This is a genomic window from Nonomuraea sp. NPDC050733 (assembly GCF_040654215.1).
Taxonomy (GTDB): Bacteria; Actinomycetota; Actinomycetes; order Streptosporangiales; family Streptosporangiaceae; genus Nonomuraea.
On record NZ_JBFAHO010000015.1, the window covers coordinates 147,550 to 165,864 of the forward strand.

Genomic DNA, 18,315 nt, shown 5'->3' on the forward strand with positions numbered 1-18,315 from the left:
AGATATCTGTGCGTGCTGTCGTGATGGATCGGTTCGGCGGGCCGGAGGTGCTCCGCGTCCAGGAGGTGCCGGATCCCGTGCCGGGGCCCGGGCAGGTGCTCGTGGCCGTCGAGTACGCCGGTGTCACGTTCGTCGAGACGCAGGTGCGCGCCGGTGGCGGCCCGGCGGCGGGTGCGCTGCCGTCCCTTCCGGTGGATGCCCGGTTGGAGGCACGGTGGATGTCCGGTGGATGTCCGGTGGGTCTGCGCGGGCTGCGTGCCGTGCGGACCCACCGGACCCGGGGTGAGTCGAATGGGTGTTTGAAGATGGGCATACACTCGGCGGTATGAGGGGTGTTTTCCAGGCGTCCCTGCTGGGGCTGGACGAGGACGTCGCCGTCGGCCCGCTCGGCTCCACGGTGCGCCGGACGCGGCTCGACCACGGCGCGTGGATCGATGTGCGGCCGGGCTGGCTGTCGGGCGCGGACACGCTGTTCGAGCGGCTGGCGGAGCGCGTGCCGTGGCGGGGAGAGCGGCGGCGGATGTACGACAAGGTGGTCGACGTCCCGCGGCTGCTGAAGTTCTACGACGAGGGCGAGCGGCTGCCCGACCCGGTGCTCGACGACGCGCTGCGGGAGCTCAACGCCCACTACGGGGAGGAGCTCGGCGAGCCGTTCCGCACGGCGGGGCTCTGCTACTACCGTGACGGCCGCGACAGCGTGGCCTGGCACGGCGACACCATCGGCCGGGGCGGCACCGAGGACACCATGGTCGCCATCATCTCGGTCGGCACGCCACGGCCCCTGCTGCTGCGCCCGCGCGGCGGCGGGCAGTCCATCCGCCACGACCTGGGCCACGGCGACCTCATCGTGATGGGCGGAAGCTGCCAGCGCACCTGGGAGCACGCCGTGCCGAAGACCACCCGGCCCACGGGACCGCGCATCAGCGTCCAGTTCAGGCCGCGCGGGGTCCGCTGACCGGGCGTCTGCGGCGTTCGTCGGCTCAGATGGAGACCTTGGCGGTGGTCACCCTGCTGACGAGCCCCGACCCGGCGAACGTCAGGGTGCAGGACACCTTCGTCGCGTCGTCCGAGCGGACCGGGATCGACGCGTCGAACCACGGCGACACCTTGGCGAATCGGCACCGGGGCGCCCCCGTTCAACCGCCCGCCGGGTGCGGGACCTGCCGGCTCAGCCGGTACGCGCGGGGCGGCAGACCGTACTCCTGCCGGAACGCCCGGCTGAAGTGGAACGGGCTGACGAAGCCGGAGGCCGCCGCGACCTGGCCGACGTCCATGTCGGTGGCCTCCAGCAGCCGGGCCGCGTGCCGTACCCGGGCCTGCCGGACGGCCCGCATCGGCGGCGTGCCCGTCTCGGAGGTGAAGAGGTGGGCGAAGCGCGAGGGCGACAGTGCGACGGCGCGGGCCAGCGAGGCGACCGAGTGCGGGGCGCCCGGCTCGGCGGCGATCAGTGCGAGCGCGCGGCCCACCCTGGGGTCGCCGCCCCTCCCGTCGCCGCTCTCCTCGCCGGGGTGGCGGGTGGAGGCGGTGGCCAGGACCAGCACCTCCTCGACCGCGCCGAGCACCAGCTCCCGCGCCGCCGCCGACCCCGCCACAGCCGCCTCTGCCCCGGCCGTCCCCGCCCCAGCCGTCCCCGCCACAGCCACCCCGGCCACCGCGACCCCGGCCGCCGTATCGAGGGGCTCCAGCGCCGTGGAAGCGGTCGCCGAGGCGGTACCGGCCGGGGGGAGCCAGCGGGAGTCTCGCAGCGCCCGCCGGAACGCCTGGTCGAGCCGCTCGTGCAGCGCCCCGGGCACCCCCGCCACCAGATGGCACCCCGCCGCCCGCGCGTACGGCCCCAGCCACCCCCGCCACGACGGGCGCGGCTGGAAGTGCGCCCACCAGAACCGCCACCGCTCCGCCCCCGGCGCCACCCGGTAGTGCTGCGCCGCGCCCGCCGCCAGCACCACCAGATCGCCCGGCCCGGCCGTGAACGACGCGCCGCCCTGCTCCACCAGCCCCGCCCCCGCCTGCGTCCACATCACCAGCCAGCTCGGCGACCCGGCCGGCCGGCGAGTCGCGTACCCGGGCGCCCGGTCGAAGTGGCCCACGATGACCATCTCCGCGGCAGGAACGGACATGTCGTCAGCGGTCACGGGCATACCTTTCGAGGAGCCGGCTTCCTAGCGTGAGAAGCATGACGCTCACCGCCTTCCACGACCAGGGGTACGCCGTCGTGCCCGGACTCCTCACCCCCGCCGAGGCCGCCGAGCTGCGCGACACGTTCATGGAGCTGCACGCCGGTGGCCCCATACCGGGACATTTCCAGCCACAGCCGCAGGAGCCCGGCCGACCGTACGACATCCTGCGCGACTACCCGCGCGTCATGCACCCCCACCAGGTGAACGGCCTGGCCCTGCGCCGGCTCCTCGACCCGCGGATCGCGGCGATCCTGCGCGAGCTGCTGGGGGAGGAGCCGATAGCAGCCCAGAGCATGTTCTACTTCAAGCCGCCCGGGGCGCGCGGGCAGGCGCTGCACCAGGACAACTTCTACCTCCAGGTGGAGCCCGGCACCTGCGTGGCCGCCTGGATCGCCCTCGACCGCATCGACCGGGCGAACGGCGGCCTGGAGGTGGTGCCCGGCACGCACAGGATGGACCTGTTCTGCCCCGAGGAGGCCGATCTGGACGTGTCCTTCACCCGGGAGTACGTCCCGCCGCCGCCCGGCCTGGAACCCGTGCCGGTCGACATGGAGGCCGGGGACGTGCTCTTCTTCAACGGCAGCCTGGTCCACGGGTCCGGGCCGAACACCACGGCCGACCGGTTCAGGCGCAGCCTCATCTGCCACTACGCCGGCCGCTCCGCCGAGCGGATCTCCGTCCACTACCCGACGCTGACCATGTCCGGCGAGCCCGTCACGCTGGAGCCGGCGGCCGGCGGCGGCCCCTGCGGCACGGACGTCACCGGCCCCCACTGACCGTCGGCGGAGATCGGCAGCGTCGTCAGCCGCCGGAGATGTCCGACTCGGCGTCGTCGGGCACGACGCAGTCCCACGGGTCGTCCAGCCAGCCGTCCGGCAGCTGCACCTTGGTCCGCTCGCCCGACTTGCCGCGCGGGGTGTCGGTGTTGGGCGGCCACGGCTGATCCTGCTCCAGCCTGGCCAGCCCGTCCCTGAGCTGGTCGAGCGACTCGGCCGTGGCCAGCTCCCGCCGCAGCTCGGCGCCGACCGTGAAGCCCTTGAGGTACCAGCCGACGTGCTTGCGGAAGTCGGCCACGGCGTACCGCTCGAGGTCGAAGCACTCCACCAGGCCCTCGGCGTGGCGGGCCATCATGGCCGCCACCTCGCCGAGGTTCGGCCGCACTCGCGCCGGATCGCCGTCGAACGCGTTCGCCAGGTCCCGGAACAGCCAAGGCCGCCCCAGGCAGCCGCGCCCCACGACCACGCCGTCACATCCCGTCTCGGCCACCATGCGCAGCGCGTCGTCGGCGCACCAGATGTCGCCGTTGCCCAGCACCGGGATCTCGGGGACCGCCTCCTTCAGCCGGGCGATCGCCTCCCAGTCGGCCACGCCGCCGTAGTGCTGCCTGGCCGTGCGCGCGTGCAGAGCGATCGCCGCGACCCCCTCCTCGACCGCGATGCGGCCGGCGTCGAGGTACGTCAGGTGGTCGTCGTCGATGCCCTTGCGCATCTTCATCGTCACGGGCAGGGACCCCGCGTTCGCGACGGCCGCGCGCAGGATGCGCCGCAGCAGGTTGCGCTTGTACGGCAGGGCCGACCCGCCGCCGCGCCGGGTCACCTTGGGCACGGGGCAGCCGAAGTTCAGGTCGACGTGGTCGGCCAGGTCCTCCTCTGCGATCATCTTGACCGCCCGGCCCACCGTCTCGGGGTCGACGCCGTACAGCTGGATGCTGCGCGGAGACTCCGACTCCGCGAACCTGATCATCCGGAGTGTCTTGGGGTTGCGCTCGACGAGCGCCCGCGTGGTGATCATCTCGCACACGAACAGCCCGGCGCCCTGCTCGCGGCAGAGCACCCGGAACGGCGCGTTCGTGATGCCCGCCATCGGCGCCAGCACGACGGGCGGCCACACTCCTATCGCCCCAATCTTCACCTGGACATTTGTAGCGCAGGTCGGACCATGACCGGTATTCGCCGATAGGCTGGGAACCGGCATCTTCGCAGGGGAGGGGACGAATGCTCCTTCGCGTCCGCATCGCGCTTCCTGACCGTCCGGGGGCGCTCGCCGAGGTCACCCGGGTGCTCGGCGCGGCCGGGGCCGACATCACCCAGGTCACCGTCCTCGACAGGGGCGCGGGCCAGGCCGTCGACGACATCACCGTGTTCTGCCCCGAGGACACGCCGAAGGACGCCCTGCGCAAGAGCCTGGAGAGCATCGACGGCGTGACGGTCGAGGGCCTGTGGACCACCCGCGAGGCGCCCGGCACCTACCCCGAGCTGGAGATCCTCAAGTACATCACCACGGCCGGCGACCGGGCCCTGACCACCCTCGTCGACTCGCTGCCCGTGCTGTTCAGCGCCGACTGGGCGGCCACGGCCGCCGAGCACGGCGTCCTGTACGCGAGCTGGCGGGCGCCGCAGAAGGTGCCGCTGCCGGAGATCGTGCCGCCCCGGCCGGCGGCCGCCACGCTGGAGGGCGGCCTGCACGTCATCCACGCCCCGCTGCCGCCGCTCGCGCTCACCCTCCTGCTCGCCCGCTCCGACGGGCCGGCGTTCCACCGCATCGAGGTCCACCGGCTCACCCGCATCCTGGAGATCTTCCTCAGCCTCCCCGCCACGGAGCGCAGCGTGGCGCGGCAGCTCCGCAAGTAGCCGCCCCGCCGCTCGCCGGAGCGCGTGGAGTGAGCATCCACTCGAAAAACCCGCTAGAGTAGTCGGGCAACGCGGAAGTGGCTCAGTGGTAGAGCATCACCTTGCCAAGGTGAGGGTCGCGGGTTCGAATCCCGTCTTCCGCTCGGAGTTCGCCTCGGTGGAGTGGCCGAGAGGCGAGGCAGCGGCCTGCAAAGCCGTCCACACGGGTTCAAATCCCGTCTCCACCTCCAAGGACGATTAGCTCAGCGGGAGAGCGCTTCCCTGACACGGAAGAGGTCACTGGTTCAATCCCAGTATCGTCCACCACGCTGACCAGCATGACGAAGCCCCAGCTCACGGCACCCGCCGAGACTGGGGCTTTCTGTCGTCCCGATGCCGGCGGGATAGCGGCCCGAGCGCCCGGCCAGATGGCCTCAAGGGGCTTCGCCTCGATGGATATCGAAATACATATCGATCGGCCGGACATATCGCTATTGGACATCACGGTGCGGCCTCTGGTCTGCTCTTCCCCGCACGAACAACGGCACGAAGAGCGGAACGAGAACGGGGAGAGTTCGCATGCGGCATGTCCACCACACCACCAGGAGATTCCGGACGAAGCTGGGGGCGTCCGTACTGGCGATCTCCACGGCGTTCGCCGGAGCCGCCTGGAGCGCGGCGCCGGCGACGGCCGACGTCCGGGTGGCGTTCACCGGGACCACCGCGCAGGCCGGCGTCACGGGGGTGCGGGACGGCTTCCGTAAGGAACTGCGCGCGCTGGAGACCTCCTACCAGGGGCGCATCGGCGCGTTCGCGATCGACACGGGCACCGGCAAGACTCTCGCCTACCGGGCGCACGAGCGATTCCCCAGCCGGTCCACCTTCAAGGCGTTCGTGTGCGGCGCGATCCTGAACAAGGCGCGCACCGCCGACCCGGGCCTGCTGGACCGGACCCTCCACTGGACGCGGGACGACGTGGTCGTCGACTCCCCGATCACCGGTCTGGAGAAGAACGTCAAGAACGGCATGACGGTGGAGCGGCTGTGCCACGCGGCCATCACCGAGAGCGACAACACGGCCGGGAACCTGCTGCTCAAGCAGATCGGCGGCCCCTCGGGTCTGACGCGGTACTACCGGTCCCTGGGCGACCCGATCGGGCGGCTGGACCGCTGGGAGCCGGAGCTCAACAACTGGAAGCCGGGCGAGAAGCGGGACACCATCCTGCCCGCCCTGATGGCGCGCAACCTCCAGAAGATCACCCTGGGCGGCGCCCTGGCCCCCCAGGACAAGGAACGGCTGAACGGCTGGCTGCGCGCCAGCGTCACCGGACCGGAGCGCATCCGCGCCGGGCTGCCCAAGGACTGGACCGTCGGCGACAAGACCGGAGGCGGCGCCGGAGCGTACGCGCCCGGCAGCGACATCGCCGTCGTCTGGCCGACCTCGGGCGCGCCGCTGATCATCGCCGTCTACACCAACCGCACCGACCCGGCCGCCGTGATGGACAACAGCGTGATCGCCAAGACCGCGACCGTGCTGGCGCGCGCGCTGGGCAGGATGCCGTGACCGCGGACAGGCTCTCCGGGTCCGGGGGTCAGCAGGCCCGGGCGTCGTCGTCGAAGCTGGCGTAGTAGGAGGCGGCCATGTCCTCGCCGCCATGGCCCTGGGCGTCGGCCCGGCGGAAGCGTTCGGCGCCCGCCGCGGCCACGTCCAGCCGGACCCCGGCCCGCTCGCCCGCCTGGACGATCAGGCCGGCGTCCTTCACCGCCGTGGCGACCGCGAAGCTGGGCGAGCTCAGGTCGCCGCCCAGGATGAGCGCGGCCTTGGCCCGCAGATAGCCCATGTCCAGCGGGCCGCCCTCGACCGCGTCCAGCAGGCCCCGCGGGTTCACGCCGAGGCCCTTGGCCAGGGCCAGCGCCTCGGCCGTGCCGTGCGTGACAGTGAGCACCCAGCTGTTGATCACCAGCTTGAGGCGGGTGGCGCTCGCCTCCGCGCCATCCTCGCCGGTCCAGATCGTACGGCTGCCGACGGCGTCGAAGACGGGCGCCACCGCGTCACGCGACTCGGTGGGACCCGCCGCCAGGACCACGAGTTGTCCCGCCTCGGCGGGCTGCCTGGTGCCGAGCAAGGGGGCGTCGTAGAAGACCAGCCCGTGCTCGCGGGCGAAGGCGGCCAGCTCGCCGAGCGCCTCGATCCCCGCGGTCGTCGACTGCGCCCAGGCCGCCCCGGGACGCAGGGACGGGGCGGCCTGGCGCATCGTGTCCAGCGTGGCCGCGCCGTCGTACAGCACGGTCACGACGACGTCGGCGCCCTCCACCGCCTCGGCCGGCGTGCCCGCGACGTACGCCCCGCCGGCGGCAAGGGGCTCGGCCTTGGCTCGCGTCCGGTTCCACACGCGGACGCGGTGACCCGCCCGGGCGAGGTTGCGGGCCATGGCGGCTCCCATGATCCCGGTGCCGAGAACGCTCACGGTGATGGCGTCGGCCATGACGGGGACCTCCTGCTGCCGGTGTGGGGGTCATTCGACCGTATCCGATGGCGCGGACGATCACCGCGAGGGGCCGCCACCGGCCTGCCCTTGGTGCCGGTGTCGCGTTGTTCCCGCGATGCGACGGTGATCTCCGGCTGTCATCGTCTCACCCCATGATCCGTACGTTCCTGGCGGCCGTCTGCCTGGTCGCCACGCTCGCCGCCTGCTCCGGCGTCCCCGGCGCGGGCGAGTCCGTCCCCACTCCCGGGGCCGGCCCCGTCTCGTCCTCCTCGCCGGGCGTTCCGGGGGCGGAGCTGTGGCGCGCCACCGACATGCGGCCCGGCGACTGCCTGGAGCCGATGCCGGTGGACACCATGGTCACGGTCGTCCCCTGCGGCGTCCCGCACTCCGCGGAGTTCGTCGCGACGTACGTGCTGACCGCCGGGGAGTGGCCGGGGGAGGACATGGCCCGGCAGATGGAGAACGGGTGCGCGCCGCGCATGCGGCGGGTGTTGGCCGAGCACAAGGAGATGGGCCTGGCCGGGCTCGCCCCGGCCGAGCTCGACTGGCCCCGGGACAGGACCGTCTACTGCCTGGCCGCGCCCACGGACGGGGGCAGGACCGTGGGCCGCCTGGCCAACTGAAAGCGGGGGTCCGGTCCGTCGTTTCGGGGCGCGGGGCAGGGGCACCGGGGGAGCGGCCGAGGAGGTACGGCAGGTGTGCCCCCGGTGCCTGGCCGCCTCAGACCGTGTGGAGCCCGGCCGGGCGGGACCTGCCGGACTTCCGCGAGCGGCTGGCGGCGCACCTGCCCAGGCTGGACGCTATCGGCGTGGAGTACCGGCGCGAGGGCGGACCCCTGCCCTGGCAGACCCTGCCCGGGGTGCCCGGCCGGTCGGAGGACGACGCCGCCTGGAAGGCGGAGATCGACGCCTGGACCCGCAACATCCGCGAGTCCTAGCCGTACTGGCTCGCGGGCGCGTCCGCCAGGGCGCGGAGCCCCCGGATGTACACGTCCAGGTGGCGGCGGGCGAGCTCGTGCTCCGCTTCCGGGGTGAGCGTTCCCGGCAGGGGCCGGGCGATCCGGGCCAGCATCGTGACCACGTCCATGAAGGTGACGTCCCCGGGCAGCGAGCCGGCCGCCCGGGCGGCATCGACCAGCTCCCGTACGAGACGGGCGGACTCCTCGCGCGCCGGTGACAGCACGGGGTCGCCGCGCAGGTCCACCACGTCCTGCAGCGCGGGGAGCACCGCCGAGACCCGCAGGTCGAGGGCCTCGCGGAGGTAGTGGGCCAGCGCCTCGAACGGGTCGCGCTCCTGCTCGGCCGCGGTGCGGGCCGCGGTCGCGGTCGCGGTCAGCGCGTCCAGGGCGACCGCGCGCAGCAGCGCGTCACGGTCGGGGAAGCGGCGGTACAGCGTCGCGCTGCCCACTCCCGCGCGGCGGGCGATCTCGTCGAGCGGCGCGTCGGGGCCCTGCTCGGCGACCATGTCGCGGGCGGCGGTCATGATCCGCCGCAGATTGCGCCGCGCGTCGGCCCGCATCCCGTCCATGCCCGAGAGCATAGCCGTAAATGGGGGAGAATTCCCCACTTGTACTGGGCGCCATCTTGTGCGACGGTAAATGGGGAAATTTCCCCCGTTTCTCTCTCTCATGAACGGACGGATGCGCCGATGACCGAGCAGCAGATCCGCCACCTCGTCGACCGCTGGGCCGAGGCCGAGCTCCACGGCGACAGCGCGGCCCTTGAGCGGCTCCTGGGCCCCGACTTCGCCGGCATCGGCCCGGTCGGGTTCACGCTCACGAGGCAGCAATGGACAGGCCGCCACCGGGGCGGCGGCCTGACGAACCATCACCTCGCCGTCCTGGAGCCGCAGGTGCGCCTCTACGGCGACACCGCGATCGTGGTCGGCGTCCAGGAGCAGCGCACCACCGCCAGGGGCCGCGACAGCAGCGGCTCGTTCCGGCTCACGCTGGTCGCCGTGAACCGGCAGGACGGCTGGGAGATCGTCCACCTCCAGCTCAGCGGCCCGCTCCAGGCGCCGGACCAGCCGCCGCCCTTCGCCCGCGACCCCCGCCGGCCGGGGGAGCGGCGGACGATCTCACGGGACGACCTGCGGGCCGCGATCGGCGCCGGAGCCGTCACCGTGGTCGACGCGCTCCCGGAGCCCGCCTACCTGCGCCGGCACCTGCCCGGAGCCCTGAACCTCACCGCGGAGACCGTCGAGCGGGAGGCGGCCAAGGTGCTGCCGGACCGCACCGCCGCGATCGTCGTCTACTCGACCGACACCGCCTGCACGCGAGGTCCCGGCCTCGTGGGCGACCTGGAGAAGCTCGGGTACGGCGACGTGCGCCTCTACGCGGAGGGCATCGAGGACTGGGCCGGTGCGGGCCTGCCGATCGAGCCGTAACCGCCGTCCTAGACCTCCACGGGGCCGCCGCTGCGCCAGTAGACGTTGCCCTCCCGCGACAGCAGGGCCTCGTCCACCAGGTAGCGGCGCAGCGCCGCGTAGTCGTCGTGGAAGGCGCGCAGCGTCACGTTCACGTCCTTCTCCTCGTAACGCACGCCCGGCTCGAACAGCCGCGCGATGTAGCGCAGCACCACCAGCCGCTTCTCCCGCTTCATCGGCATCGTGCGCAGCCGGCCGTCCACCAGGAACGTGCGCAGCAGGCGCTCCTCCTCGCTGAGCGCGGCGGCCGGCTCCGCGAGCTCCCGCAGCAGCTCGCGGAACCGCTCGGGGACCGCCCGCCACGTCCCGTCCTCGCCGAGCGCGGCCAGGCCGCCGCCGGCCAGCCGGTCGAGCGCCTTCGGCGGCTGCTCGCCGCCCACACCGAGCACCAGCGAGGCGAACGCGCGCAGCGTGTCCTCCTGCGACAGCAGGCCCAGAACTCTTCTGATGTCCTCGTCACTCATCCGTACTATTTTGAACCATGCTGATCAGTCTCGTGTTAGCCGCCGCCGTGTCCGTCCCGAACGGGTTCCTGCTGTACGACAAGGCCGCCTCGGTCAAGGACGACGACCCGGAGACGAGCTGGAGCGTGAGCGGCAGGAGGACCGCCCCGCTGGTGGTGGCCCCGTGCGAACGCCCCAAGCTGGGCCAGGCCGGGCGGGTGGCCGCCAGGACCGTGGTCTACACGGCCGTCCCCGACTACTCCAAGTCCGAGCAGGTCGTCCTCTACGCCTCCGAGACCGCGGCCCGCAAGGCCATGAAGGACCTGCGCGCCGCCGCCGCGGGCTGCCGCACCGCCGGCTACCGGTACGCCGTCGCGCCGCTGGCACTCGGCGACGAGGCCGCGACCGTCTCCGGCCAGAGCTACCAGGGCGGCAAGCCGGCCATCGGCGGCGAGCGCGCCGTGGTGGCCCGCCGCGCCAACGCCCTCCTGCTCTACACGCGGGCGGGGGAGTGGGGCAAGCCCGCCAAGGCGGACTACCGGGAGCAGACCAGGGACGCCCAGCGGATGCTCATCAAGATCTGCCGCATCGCGAGGTGCGAAATGTCCCGATCTTGAGACATTGCCATGACCCCATCAAGAACCTTTCCCCGCGAAGATTGGGGAACAGGCGTGTGCCGGAACGCCGTTGCCAGTCCGTTCCGGCACACGACTCTCTCCCCCGTCGTCCTGCCACGACGGGGGACGTCGAGCCCGGCGTCGGCCCGGGGGCCGCCGGGCTCCAAGCGCTTCCAGCACGGGATCAGAGCCGGTTGAGGCCGATGACGTGCAGTACCGCCCGGCCCTCCTCGTCGGAGGCCGCCAGGTCGACCTGGGCGTCGATGCCCCAGTCGCCGTCGCCCGCCGGGTCCTTGACCGTCTGGCGGACCTTCCACAGCCCGCTCTCCTCCTCGATGCGCAGCAGCGCCGGCCCGCGCGCGTCGGCGTCGGTGAGGATCTCCTCGTGCTCGTCGTAGTAGGCGTCCAGCGCCGCGCCCCAGTCGACGTCCGGAGCCAGCTCCTCCAGCTCCGCGTCCTTCTCCAGCGCGCACAGCTCCACCAGCCGGAACATCGCGTTGCGCACCAGCACCCGGAACGCCCGCGTGTTGGCCGTGACCGGCCGGACCCTGGTCTCCAGCTGCTGGTGCGCCTCCAGCGCCTCGGCGGGGTTGGCCAGCTTCTCCCACTCGTCGATCAGTGACGAGTCGACCTGCCTGACCAGCTCGCCCAGCCACTCGATGAGGTCCACCAGGTCCTCGGTCTTCAGATGCTCGGGAACGGTGCGCGACAGCGTCCGGTAGGCGTCGGCCAGGTAGCGCAGCACCGTGCCCTCCGAGCGGGCCAGCTCGTAGAACTGGATGTACTCGCCGAACGTCATCGCCCGCTCGTACATGTCGCGCACCACCGACTTGGGGCTGACCGTGTAGTCGCCCACCCACGGGTGGCCCCGCCGGTACGTCTCGTACGCCCCGAGCAGCAGGTCCTCCAGCGGCATCGGGTACATGACCTCGGCCAGCGCCTCCATGCGCTCCTCGTACTCCATGCCGTCGGCCTTCATCTGCGCGACCGCCTCGCCCCTGGCCTTCTTGAGCTGGGCGGACAGGATCTGGCGCGGATCGTCCAGGATGGACTCGACGATGGAGACCATGTCGAGGGCGTAGCCCGGCGACTCCTGGTCGAGCAGGTCGAAGGCGGCCAGCGCGAAGGTGGACAGCGCCTGGTTGAGCGCGAAGTCCTCCTGCAGGTCGATCGTCAGCCGGGCCCGGCGGCCCTGGTCGTCGGGCTCACCGAGCTGCTCGACGATGCCGCCCGCGAGCAGCGACCGGTAGATGGCGATGGTCTGGCTGATGTGCCGCCGCTGCCACTTGCGGTCCTCGTGATTGTCGGTCAGCAGGTGCTTCATCGCCTGGAAGCAGTCGCCGGGCCGGTTGATGACGGCCAGCAGCATCGCGTTGCTCACCTTGAAGCGTGAGGCCAGCGGCTCCGGCTCGGCCGTCTGCAGCTTCTCGAACGTCTCCTCGCTCCAGCCGACGAACCCCTCCGGCGGCTTCTTGCGGGCGTAGCCGCGCCGCCGCTTCGGGTCGTCGCCGATCTTGGCCAGGGCCTTGGCGTTCTCGATGTCGTGCTCGGGCGCCTGGCAGGCCACGTAGCCGATGGTGTCGAACCCGGCCCGGCCGGCCCGGCCGGCGATCTGGTGGAACTCGCGGGCCCGCAGGCGACGCACCTTGTTGCCGTCGTACTTGGACAGCGCGGTGAACAGCACGGTGCGGATCGGCACGTTGACGCCCACACCGAGCGTGTCGGTGCCGCAGATGACCTTCAGCAGGCCCGCCTGGGCCAGCCGCTCGACCAGGCGGCGGTACTTGGGCAGCATCCCGGCGTGGTGGACGCCGATGCCGTGGCGCACGAGCCGCGACAGCGCCCGGCCGAAGCGCGTGGTGAACCGGAAACCGCCGATCATGGCGGCGATGGCCTCCTTCTCGGCCTTCGTCGCCATGTTGATCGACATCAGCGCCTGCGCCCGCTCCATCGCGGCGGCCTGCGTGAAGTGCACGACGTACACGGGGGCCTGCCCGGTCGAGAGCATCTCCTCCAGCGTCTCGTGCAGCGGCGTCATCCGGTACGAGTAGACCAGCGGGACCGGCCGCTCGGCGTGCTTGACCACGGAGGTCGGCCGGCCGGTGCGCCGGGTCAGGTCGCGCTCGAACATCGAGACGTCGCCCAGCGTGGCCGACATCAGCACGAACTGCACGTGCGGCAGCTCCAGCAGCGGCACCTGCCAGGCCCAGCCGCGGTCGGGCTCGGCGTAGAAGTGGAACTCATCCATGACGACCTGGCCGATGTCGGCCGCCGCCCCGTCACGCAGCGCGACGTTGGCGAGGATCTCGGCGGTGCAGCAGATGATGGGGGCGCCCGGGTTGACGCTGGCGTCGCCGGTCATCATGCCGACGTTCTCGGTGCCGAAGACGGCGCACAGGTCGAAGAACTTCTCCGACACCAGCGCCTTGATCGGCGCGGTGTAGAACGTGCGGATGTCCCGCGTCAGCGCCGCGAAGTGCGCGCCGGCCGCGACCAGGCTCTTGCCGGAGCCCGTGGGGGTGGCCAGGATCAGGTTGCTGCCGGAGACGACCTCGATGAGCGCCTCCTCCTGGGCGGGATAGAGCGTGAGCCCCCGTTCGGAGTTCCAGGAGACGAAGGCGTCGAAGATCGCGTCGGGGTCGGCGTCGATCTCTTCGGGAAGGCGGTCGATGAGAAGGCTCACGGTCCCTATCCTGCCGAAGAAACCCCGGTGCTCCGAACCGCCCGCCCGATGCGTGCGGTCGGTTGTGGTGTGGGCGGGGGAGGAGGTGGAATCCCTGGTGTTCCGAACCGCCCGCCCGATGCGTGCGGTCGGTTGTGGTGTGGGCGGGGGAGGAGGCGGAATCCCCGGTGCTCCGAACCGCCCGTCCGGAAACCCTGGTGTTCCGGGGCGGTTCTGTTCACAGGGTGCGTTGGAGGAGGATCGTGTCGATCCAGCGGTCGTGCTTGAAGCCGACGCCCCGCAGCCGCCCCGCCTGCTCGAAGCCGAACGCCGTGTGCAGCCGCAGCGAGGCCGGGTCGCCGCTGTCGGCGATCACCGCCACCATCTGCCGCGCCTGCGCGCGGGCGGCCCGCTCGATCAGCTCGCCCAGCAGCAGCCGCCCCAGCCCGCGTCCCGTCGCCCCGGGCGCCAGGTAGATGGTGTCCTCGACCGTGTGCCGGTAGGCCGGCTTGGGACGGAACGGACCGGCGTAGGCGAACCCGGTCACCTCGCCGTCCTCCTCCGTCACCAGGAACGGCAGCCCTGCCCCCGTGATGGCGGCCGCCTTGCCCCGCCAGTCCTCGACGCCGGGGGGCGTCTCGTCGAAGGTGGCCACGGTTCTGTCGACGTAGTGGGCGTAGATGTCAGCGACGGCCGGCAGGTCGGCCTCGGACAGCGGTCGTGGTGTCGTCATGTCATGCCATTGTGGCGACCCGCGTATGACAGGCGTGTTTCCGGCAGCTCACTGCCCGCGCCGGCAGGTCTCGTCCGCCTCCGGCCCCGTGCTGCGCGGCGCGTCGAGGTCCTCGGCCGCCGCGACGTCGTCAGCAGCAGCCCGCCGATGACCGACGCCACCGCCGGCACCGGCGCGGCCCCCGGGGCGAACCCCGCCACCGTGAGCGTCAGCAGACCGGCGCCGACCAGCGCCGCCGCGACCAGCACCCCCGGCCATCCGCTCGGCCGGTACGGCAGCGCGGGCGGCTCCTCGAACCGGGCGAACACCTTCAGCAGCGGCCACATCACCAGGCACAGCGCGCCGAACCACAGCGGCCACCCGGCGAACCATCCCGCGCTGCCCGGCGCCGGCGTGTCCAGCCCCAGCCCCACCACGGCGACGCCGGTGACCGTGAACAGCGCCGGCATGTGCCACAGGTACACCGTCATGACCCGCGGCCCCGCCCACGTGAGCAGCCCGCGCAGCGGCAGCCGCAGGATCCGCCCGCGCAGCAGCAGGGCCAGCCCCACCTGGCCGAACGCCACGGCCAGCATCGCCAGCGTCGGGGGCGCCATGTTCGACATCTCGGCGCCGGGCAGGCCGATCATGCTGCCCGGGTACGGCCCGGCCCACACCAGCAGCGCCGCGGCGCCGAACCCGCCCGCCGCCATGACGCCCGGCCGGGTGATCCGCCCCTCCGCGTACAGGAGGCCGAGCTGGTGGACCGCCAGCCAGACGCACACGATGTTGAGGTAGCCCAGCGCGTCCACGCCCGTGGAGAAGCGGGCCACGTCCGTCAGGACCGCACCGGCGGCCAGCGCCACGGGGACCCGGCCGCCGTACCGGTCGTGCAGGCGGGCCATCAGCGGCGTGGCCGTCACCGCGATCAGATACACCGCGAGGAACCACAGGAGCTGGCCGGTCAGCCGCGTGCCCGTCTCCAGCGGCTGGGTCGGCACGCCGAGCGCCGCCAGCGCGTGGGGGAGCGGGATCCACACGGCGGCCAGCGGCAGCAGCGGCCAGGCGAGCCGCCGCAGCCGCGTGGCCAGCCAGCGCGGCGCGTCGTGCCGGGCGCGGCGGAAGCTGATCGCGTTGGCGGCTCCGCCGGCGAAGAACACCAGCGGCATCACCTGGCTGAGCCACGTGACCACCCACACCCCGGGCGTCTCCAGCGCGTTGCCGGTCGTCAGAGTCGTCCCGTCGAAGGCGAGCACCGGGATCGTCCAGTGCTGGAACACCACCAGCGCGATGCCCGCGACGCGCAGCACGTCGATGAACGGGTCCCTGGCGACGCGCGGCGGGCCGGCCGCGACGTCGCCTCCGGGCGGCGCCGGGCGGTCGAGGAGCACGGTCATGGGGGCCTCGATTCATCGGGGGGAGATCGGGAAGGAGATGAACCCAGGCTCCCGGCCGGGCCGCGCCGGCACATTGCCGTGGGCCACCGACTCCGGGTCGAGACCGCACCACCCGCCGGGGTAGGGCCTGCCCTACCCCGGCATGCCTGCGCACCGGGTCGAAACCGCGACGACTCCGGCATAGCGTTGCGCCATGCGCTCCCTCATCAGGCGTGTCCTGCTCGACACGCGCTACACGCTCGTGGGCTTCCCCACGACGGTCATCGGCTTCGCGCTCCTGGTCGCCGGGTTCGCCGCCGGGGTCGGCACCGCGGTCGTGTGGGTCGGGGTGCCGCTCCTGGCCGGCACGCTCATGGTCGCGAGGGGCTTCGCCGACGCCGAGCGCGGCTGGCTGTCCGATGTCCTGGGCCGTCCGCCCGTACGCCCCCGCTACCGGCCCGCCCCCGAGGGCGCCGGCCGGTTCCGCCGGCTGATCAACCCCCTGACCAGCGGCCAGTCGTGGCTCGACCTGCTCCACGGCGTCCTGAACCTGCCGATGGCGATCATCGCGTTCGTGCTCACCGTGGTGTTCTGGGCGGTGCCGCTCACCGGCCTGCTCTACCCCGTCTACGGCATCGCGACCTCCCGCATCCCGGGCAACGTGGAGCTGCCCGAGCTGCTCGGTCTCGGCGACGGCTACGGCGTCAACTCGATCTTCTACGTGTCGCTCGGCCTGCTGGGGCTGGTGCTCATGCCGTTCACGGTGCGCGCCGCCGCGCTGCTGCGCTCCGCGCTCGGCCGAGGGCTGCTGACGGGCGTCGCCCAGCTCCAGGAGCGCATCGACGACCTCGCCGAGGGCCGCGCCGCCGCCGTCTCCGCCGAGGCGAACGCCCTGCGCAAGCTGGAGCGCGACATCCACGACGGCCCCCAGCAGCGCCTCGTCTCGCTGGCCATGGAGCTGTCCCGGGCGCAGCGGCAGTTGGCCAAGGACCCGGAGGCGGCGCAGGCCACGATCACCTCCGCGATCTCCGCCACCCGCGAGACGCTCGACGAGCTGCGCGCCCTGTCGCGTGGCATCGCGCCGCCCATCCTGTCGGACCGCGGACTCGCGCCCGCGCTCGCCGCCCTGGCCGGCCGCTGCACGGTGCCCGTCGAGCTGGACGTGCAGATCGTCGGGCGCTTCCAGGCGGCCGTGGAGAACGCGATCTACTTCGTCGTCGCCGAGTCCCTGACGAACATCGCCAAGCACAGCCGCGCGACCCTCTGCACCATCCAGCTTTCCCGGACCGGGAACTTCCTCATGCTGACGATCGGGGATGATGGTGTCGGCGGCGCACACGTCGCCAAGGGACACGGTCTCGCCGGGCTCGCCGACCGGCTCCGCGCGGTCGACGGGGAGCTGACGGTCGACTCGCCCGACGGCGGGCCGACAGTGATCGTGGCGGAGGTGCCGTGCGCGTAGTCGTGGCCGATGACGCGGTTCTGATCAGGGAGGGCCTGGTCAGGCTGCTGGAGGAGTTCGGCTGCGAGGTGGTGGCGGCCGTCGGAGACGGCGACGCCCTCGTCTCGGCCGTGGACGAGCACCGGCCGGACGTGTCGGTCGTGGACGTGCGGATGCCGCCGTCGTTCACCGACGAGGGCCTGCGCGCCGCCGTCGAGGCCCGCAGGCGGGTGCCGGGGGCGCCGGTGCTCATCCTGTCGCAGTACGTGGAGGTCTCGTACGCCGACGACCTGCTGGCCGACGCCCGGGGCGCGGTCGGCTACCTGCTGAAGGACCGGGTCGTGGACGTGGACGAGTTCCTGGAGGGCCTGCGGCGCGTGGCCGGGGGCGGGACCGTGTTCGATCCGCAGGTGGTGTCGCAGCTGATGGTGCGAAGGCGCAAGAACGATCCGCTGGCGCAGCTCACGCCGCGCGAGCGCGAGGTGCTGGGGCTCATGGCCGAGGGTAGGTCCAACCCCGCCATCGGCAGGCAGCTCGTGATCAGTGACGGGGCGGTGGAGAAGCACATCCGGAGCATCTTCAGCAAGCTCGGCCTCTACGCCGACGACAGCGACCAGCATCGCCGCGTCCTCGCCGTCCTGACCTACCTGCGCTCCTGACCCCGCCGCGGGCCGGCTCCCGCGTCAGGGGGCTGTCCGTCTTGTCTTTTCGGGGTTGGTCTTCCGGGTCGTTCCAAGGCTGGTCTTCGGGGTCGTTCCGGCTCTGGCCGGGGGTTCCGGGGCCGGGCGGCCGGCCGGTCCGCGCGGCACACCCGCGCGGACCCGGCCACCCGGTCTCCAGGACCCGGACACCCGGGTTCTAGCCGAGCGCCTCGACCAGCTTCTTGCGCTGCTGGGCGCCCAGGCCGCCGAGGCGGCGCTTCTCGTCGACGCCCGCCTCCTCCATCAGCGCGGTCGCCTTCGCCGGGCCGACGCCCTTGACCGCGCGGAGCGCCTGCGACACCTTGATCTTCTTGGCGATGTCGTCGTCGCGCTCCAGCAGCTGCGAGAACGACATCTCGCCGGCCTTGACCTTGGCCAGCAGGGCGGTACGCGCCGCGCGGGCCTCGGCCGCCTTCTCCAGAGCCGCCTTGCGCTGCTCGGGGGTAAGAGTGGGAAGTGCCATCTCTGTCTCCTCGGGGAGTTAAACGTTCGGGGTTCTGTTACCCGTAGTGCAGTGGCTAATCATGGCGGATACCAGCGGTTCTTGGTGCGGAAAGCGTCCGCTCAGGGGGTGCGCCACGCCGGCGCGGCCGCCCTGGGGCGGGCCTCGCCCTCCCCGGGGACGCCGCCGCGACCCGGCTCGCGTCGCCGCCGCCGGCGGGCGG

Annotated in this window: 20 protein-coding genes, 3 tRNA genes and 1 pseudogene; 14 read left to right on the top strand and 10 right to left on the bottom strand. The window is 72.6% G+C overall.

The features are described 5' to 3' along the window. Nucleotides 1–8: 8 nt before the first annotated feature. Both AB0H64_RS23985 and AB0H64_RS23990 read left to right on the top strand, forming a co-directional pair. Nucleotides 9–164, top strand: a pseudogene (locus AB0H64_RS23985) (NADPH:quinone reductase); the annotation flags it as partial. Between the two features lie 161 nt (nt 165–325). Continuing rightward, the gene (locus AB0H64_RS23990; protein WP_357628280.1) at nt 326–955 is read left to right on the top strand and encodes an alpha-ketoglutarate-dependent dioxygenase AlkB; all 630 of its coding nucleotides are present in this window, start codon (nt 326–328) and stop codon (nt 953–955) included. Between the two features lie 25 nt (nt 956–980). Here AB0H64_RS23990 and AB0H64_RS23995 read toward each other — a convergent pair whose 3' ends face one another. Further along, nucleotides 981–1,106 (bottom strand): hypothetical protein, encoded by a 126-nt coding sequence (locus AB0H64_RS23995; RefSeq protein WP_357628282.1) that lies wholly within the window; start codon nt 1,104–1,106, stop codon nt 981–983. 30 nt (nt 1,107–1,136) lie between these two features. Beyond that, a complete protein-coding gene (locus AB0H64_RS24000) occupies nt 1,137–2,132 on the bottom strand; it encodes an AraC family transcriptional regulator (protein ID WP_357628284.1) in 996 nt (331 codons plus the stop codon). Nucleotides 2,133–2,173: 41 nt separating this feature from the next. Here AB0H64_RS24000 and AB0H64_RS24005 point away from each other — a divergent pair, with 41 nt between their 5' ends. Then, complete coding sequence (locus tag AB0H64_RS24005; RefSeq protein ID WP_357628286.1) at nt 2,174–2,953, top strand: phytanoyl-CoA dioxygenase family protein; 780 nt, start codon at nt 2,174–2,176, stop codon at nt 2,951–2,953. Nucleotides 2,954–2,978: 25 nt separating this feature from the next. Here the strand turns inward: AB0H64_RS24005 and dusB are convergent, their stop codons facing one another. Next, nucleotides 2,979–4,088, bottom strand: a complete 1,110-nt coding sequence (dusB, locus tag AB0H64_RS24010; protein WP_357628288.1) for a tRNA dihydrouridine synthase DusB — start codon at nt 4,086–4,088, stop codon at nt 2,979–2,981. 83 nt (nt 4,089–4,171) lie between these two features. On the opposite strand from dusB, the gene AB0H64_RS24015 reads away from it, so the two are divergent. The 5 genes from AB0H64_RS24015 to bla all read left to right on the top strand — a co-directional run bounded on the left by AB0H64_RS24015 (nt 4,172) and on the right by bla (nt 6,349). Continuing rightward, nucleotides 4,172–4,807, top strand: coding sequence for an ACT domain-containing protein (locus AB0H64_RS24015; protein WP_357628291.1), 636 nt, complete (start codon nt 4,172–4,174; stop codon nt 4,805–4,807). Between the two features lie 71 nt (nt 4,808–4,878). Continuing rightward, nucleotides 4,879–4,950: transfer RNA gene (locus AB0H64_RS24020), tRNA-Gly, on the top strand. A 13-nt stretch (nt 4,951–4,963) separates the two neighbouring features. After that, a tRNA-Cys gene (locus AB0H64_RS24025) sits at nt 4,964–5,037 on the top strand. A 1-nt stretch (nt 5,038) separates the two neighbouring features. Beyond that, nucleotides 5,039–5,113 (top strand) — tRNA-Val (locus AB0H64_RS24030). A gap of 252 nt (nt 5,114–5,365) precedes the next feature. After that, nucleotides 5,366–6,349 carry a class A beta-lactamase gene (gene bla, locus AB0H64_RS24035; RefSeq protein ID WP_357628293.1) on the top strand — a complete coding sequence of 328 codons (984 nt, stop codon included), beginning with the start codon at nt 5,366–5,368 and terminating at the stop codon, nt 6,347–6,349. Nucleotides 6,350–6,377: 28 nt separating this feature from the next. Here the strand turns inward: bla and AB0H64_RS24040 are convergent, their stop codons facing one another. Continuing rightward, complete coding sequence (locus AB0H64_RS24040) at nt 6,378–7,271, bottom strand: NAD(P)-dependent oxidoreductase (RefSeq protein ID WP_357628295.1); 894 nt, start codon at nt 7,269–7,271, stop codon at nt 6,378–6,380. 155 nt (nt 7,272–7,426) lie between these two features. Here AB0H64_RS24040 and AB0H64_RS24045 point away from each other — a divergent pair, with 155 nt between their 5' ends. Next, complete coding sequence (locus AB0H64_RS24045; protein WP_357628297.1) at nt 7,427–7,897, top strand: hypothetical protein; 471 nt, start codon at nt 7,427–7,429, stop codon at nt 7,895–7,897. A gap of 104 nt (nt 7,898–8,001) precedes the next feature. Beyond that, nucleotides 8,002–8,211, top strand: coding sequence for a hypothetical protein (locus AB0H64_RS24050; protein ID WP_357628299.1), 210 nt, complete (start codon nt 8,002–8,004; stop codon nt 8,209–8,211). On the opposite strand, the gene AB0H64_RS24055 is transcribed toward AB0H64_RS24050, so the two are convergent. After that, a complete protein-coding gene (locus tag AB0H64_RS24055; RefSeq protein WP_357628301.1) occupies nt 8,208–8,801 on the bottom strand; it encodes a helix-turn-helix domain-containing protein in 594 nt (197 codons plus the stop codon). The genes AB0H64_RS24050 and AB0H64_RS24055 overlap by 4 nt on opposite strands. Nucleotides 8,802–8,921: 120 nt before the next feature. Between AB0H64_RS24055 and AB0H64_RS24060 the strand changes: the two genes are divergently transcribed. Continuing rightward, nucleotides 8,922–9,659: a DUF4440 domain-containing protein gene (locus tag AB0H64_RS24060; protein WP_357628303.1), complete on the top strand. Its 738-nt coding sequence runs from the start codon at nt 8,922–8,924 to the stop codon at nt 9,657–9,659. A gap of 8 nt (nt 9,660–9,667) precedes the next feature. Here AB0H64_RS24060 and AB0H64_RS24065 read toward each other — a convergent pair whose 3' ends face one another. Next, nucleotides 9,668–10,162 (bottom strand): DUF2087 domain-containing protein, encoded by a 495-nt coding sequence (locus AB0H64_RS24065; RefSeq protein ID WP_357628305.1) that lies wholly within the window; start codon nt 10,160–10,162, stop codon nt 9,668–9,670. A gap of 17 nt (nt 10,163–10,179) precedes the next feature. Between AB0H64_RS24065 and AB0H64_RS24070 the strand changes: the two genes are divergently transcribed. After that, nucleotides 10,180–10,758, top strand: coding sequence for a hypothetical protein (locus AB0H64_RS24070; protein WP_357628307.1), 579 nt, complete (start codon nt 10,180–10,182; stop codon nt 10,756–10,758). A 184-nt stretch (nt 10,759–10,942) separates the two neighbouring features. On the opposite strand, the gene AB0H64_RS24075 is transcribed toward AB0H64_RS24070, so the two are convergent. The 3 genes from AB0H64_RS24075 to AB0H64_RS24085 form a co-directional block, all read right to left on the bottom strand. After that, a complete protein-coding gene (locus AB0H64_RS24075; protein WP_357628322.1) occupies nt 10,943–13,450 on the bottom strand; it encodes a DUF3516 domain-containing protein in 2,508 nt (835 codons plus the stop codon). A 208-nt stretch (nt 13,451–13,658) separates the two neighbouring features. Continuing rightward, nucleotides 13,659–14,153: an N-acetyltransferase family protein gene (locus AB0H64_RS24080; RefSeq protein WP_357628310.1), complete on the bottom strand. Its 495-nt coding sequence runs from the start codon at nt 14,151–14,153 to the stop codon at nt 13,659–13,661. Then, nucleotides 14,150–15,529, bottom strand: a complete 1,380-nt coding sequence (locus tag AB0H64_RS24085) for an acyltransferase (RefSeq protein WP_357628311.1) — start codon at nt 15,527–15,529, stop codon at nt 14,150–14,152. Before AB0H64_RS24085 ends, AB0H64_RS24080 begins: the two co-directional genes overlap by 4 nt. Before the next feature lie 193 nt (nt 15,530–15,722). On the opposite strand from AB0H64_RS24085, the gene AB0H64_RS24090 reads away from it, so the two are divergent. Together AB0H64_RS24090 and AB0H64_RS24095 are read left to right on the top strand one after the other, a co-directional pair. Further along, nucleotides 15,723–16,970, top strand: coding sequence for a sensor domain-containing protein (locus AB0H64_RS24090; protein WP_357628314.1), 1,248 nt, complete (start codon nt 15,723–15,725; stop codon nt 16,968–16,970). Next, the gene (locus tag AB0H64_RS24095) at nt 16,961–17,608 is read left to right on the top strand and encodes a response regulator transcription factor (protein ID WP_355452038.1); all 648 of its coding nucleotides are present in this window, start codon (nt 16,961–16,963) and stop codon (nt 17,606–17,608) included. Before AB0H64_RS24090 ends, AB0H64_RS24095 begins: the two co-directional genes overlap by 10 nt. 199 nt (nt 17,609–17,807) lie before the next feature. Here the strand turns inward: AB0H64_RS24095 and mihF are convergent, their stop codons facing one another. Beyond that, the gene (gene mihF / locus AB0H64_RS24100) at nt 17,808–18,113 is read right to left on the bottom strand and encodes an integration host factor, actinobacterial type (protein WP_310711026.1); all 306 of its coding nucleotides are present in this window, start codon (nt 18,111–18,113) and stop codon (nt 17,808–17,810) included. Nucleotides 18,114–18,315 lie beyond the last annotated feature (202 nt).

Excerpts from the sequence above, each read along its gene's own strand:
- AB0H64_RS23990 (WP_357628280.1), top strand. The coding sequence starts at position 326 with ATGAGGGGTGTTTTCCAGGCGTCCCTGCTGGGGCTGGACGAGGACGTC.
- AB0H64_RS24005 (WP_357628286.1), top strand. The coding sequence starts at position 2,174 with ATGACGCTCACCGCCTTCCACGACCAGGGGTACGCCGTCGTGCCCGGA.
- AB0H64_RS24015 (WP_357628291.1), top strand. The coding sequence starts at position 4,172 with ATGCTCCTTCGCGTCCGCATCGCGCTTCCTGACCGTCCGGGGGCGCTC.
- bla (WP_357628293.1), top strand. The coding sequence starts at position 5,366 with ATGCGGCATGTCCACCACACCACCAGGAGATTCCGGACGAAGCTGGGG.
- AB0H64_RS24040 (WP_357628295.1), bottom strand. The coding sequence starts at position 7,271 with ATGGCCGACGCCATCACCGTGAGCGTTCTCGGCACCGGGATCATGGGA.
- AB0H64_RS24045 (WP_357628297.1), top strand. The coding sequence starts at position 7,427 with ATGATCCGTACGTTCCTGGCGGCCGTCTGCCTGGTCGCCACGCTCGCC.
- AB0H64_RS24055 (WP_357628301.1), bottom strand. The coding sequence starts at position 8,801 with ATGGACGGGATGCGGGCCGACGCGCGGCGCAATCTGCGGCGGATCATG.
- AB0H64_RS24060 (WP_357628303.1), top strand. The coding sequence starts at position 8,922 with ATGACCGAGCAGCAGATCCGCCACCTCGTCGACCGCTGGGCCGAGGCC.
- AB0H64_RS24065 (WP_357628305.1), bottom strand. The coding sequence starts at position 10,162 with ATGAGTGACGAGGACATCAGAAGAGTTCTGGGCCTGCTGTCGCAGGAG.
- AB0H64_RS24070 (WP_357628307.1), top strand. The coding sequence starts at position 10,180 with ATGCTGATCAGTCTCGTGTTAGCCGCCGCCGTGTCCGTCCCGAACGGG.
- AB0H64_RS24080 (WP_357628310.1), bottom strand. The coding sequence starts at position 14,153 with ATGACGACACCACGACCGCTGTCCGAGGCCGACCTGCCGGCCGTCGCT.
- AB0H64_RS24085 (WP_357628311.1), bottom strand. The coding sequence starts at position 15,529 with ATGACCGTGCTCCTCGACCGCCCGGCGCCGCCCGGAGGCGACGTCGCG.
- AB0H64_RS24090 (WP_357628314.1), top strand. The coding sequence starts at position 15,723 with ATGCGCTCCCTCATCAGGCGTGTCCTGCTCGACACGCGCTACACGCTC.
- mihF (WP_310711026.1), bottom strand. The coding sequence starts at position 18,113 with ATGGCACTTCCCACTCTTACCCCCGAGCAGCGCAAGGCGGCTCTGGAG.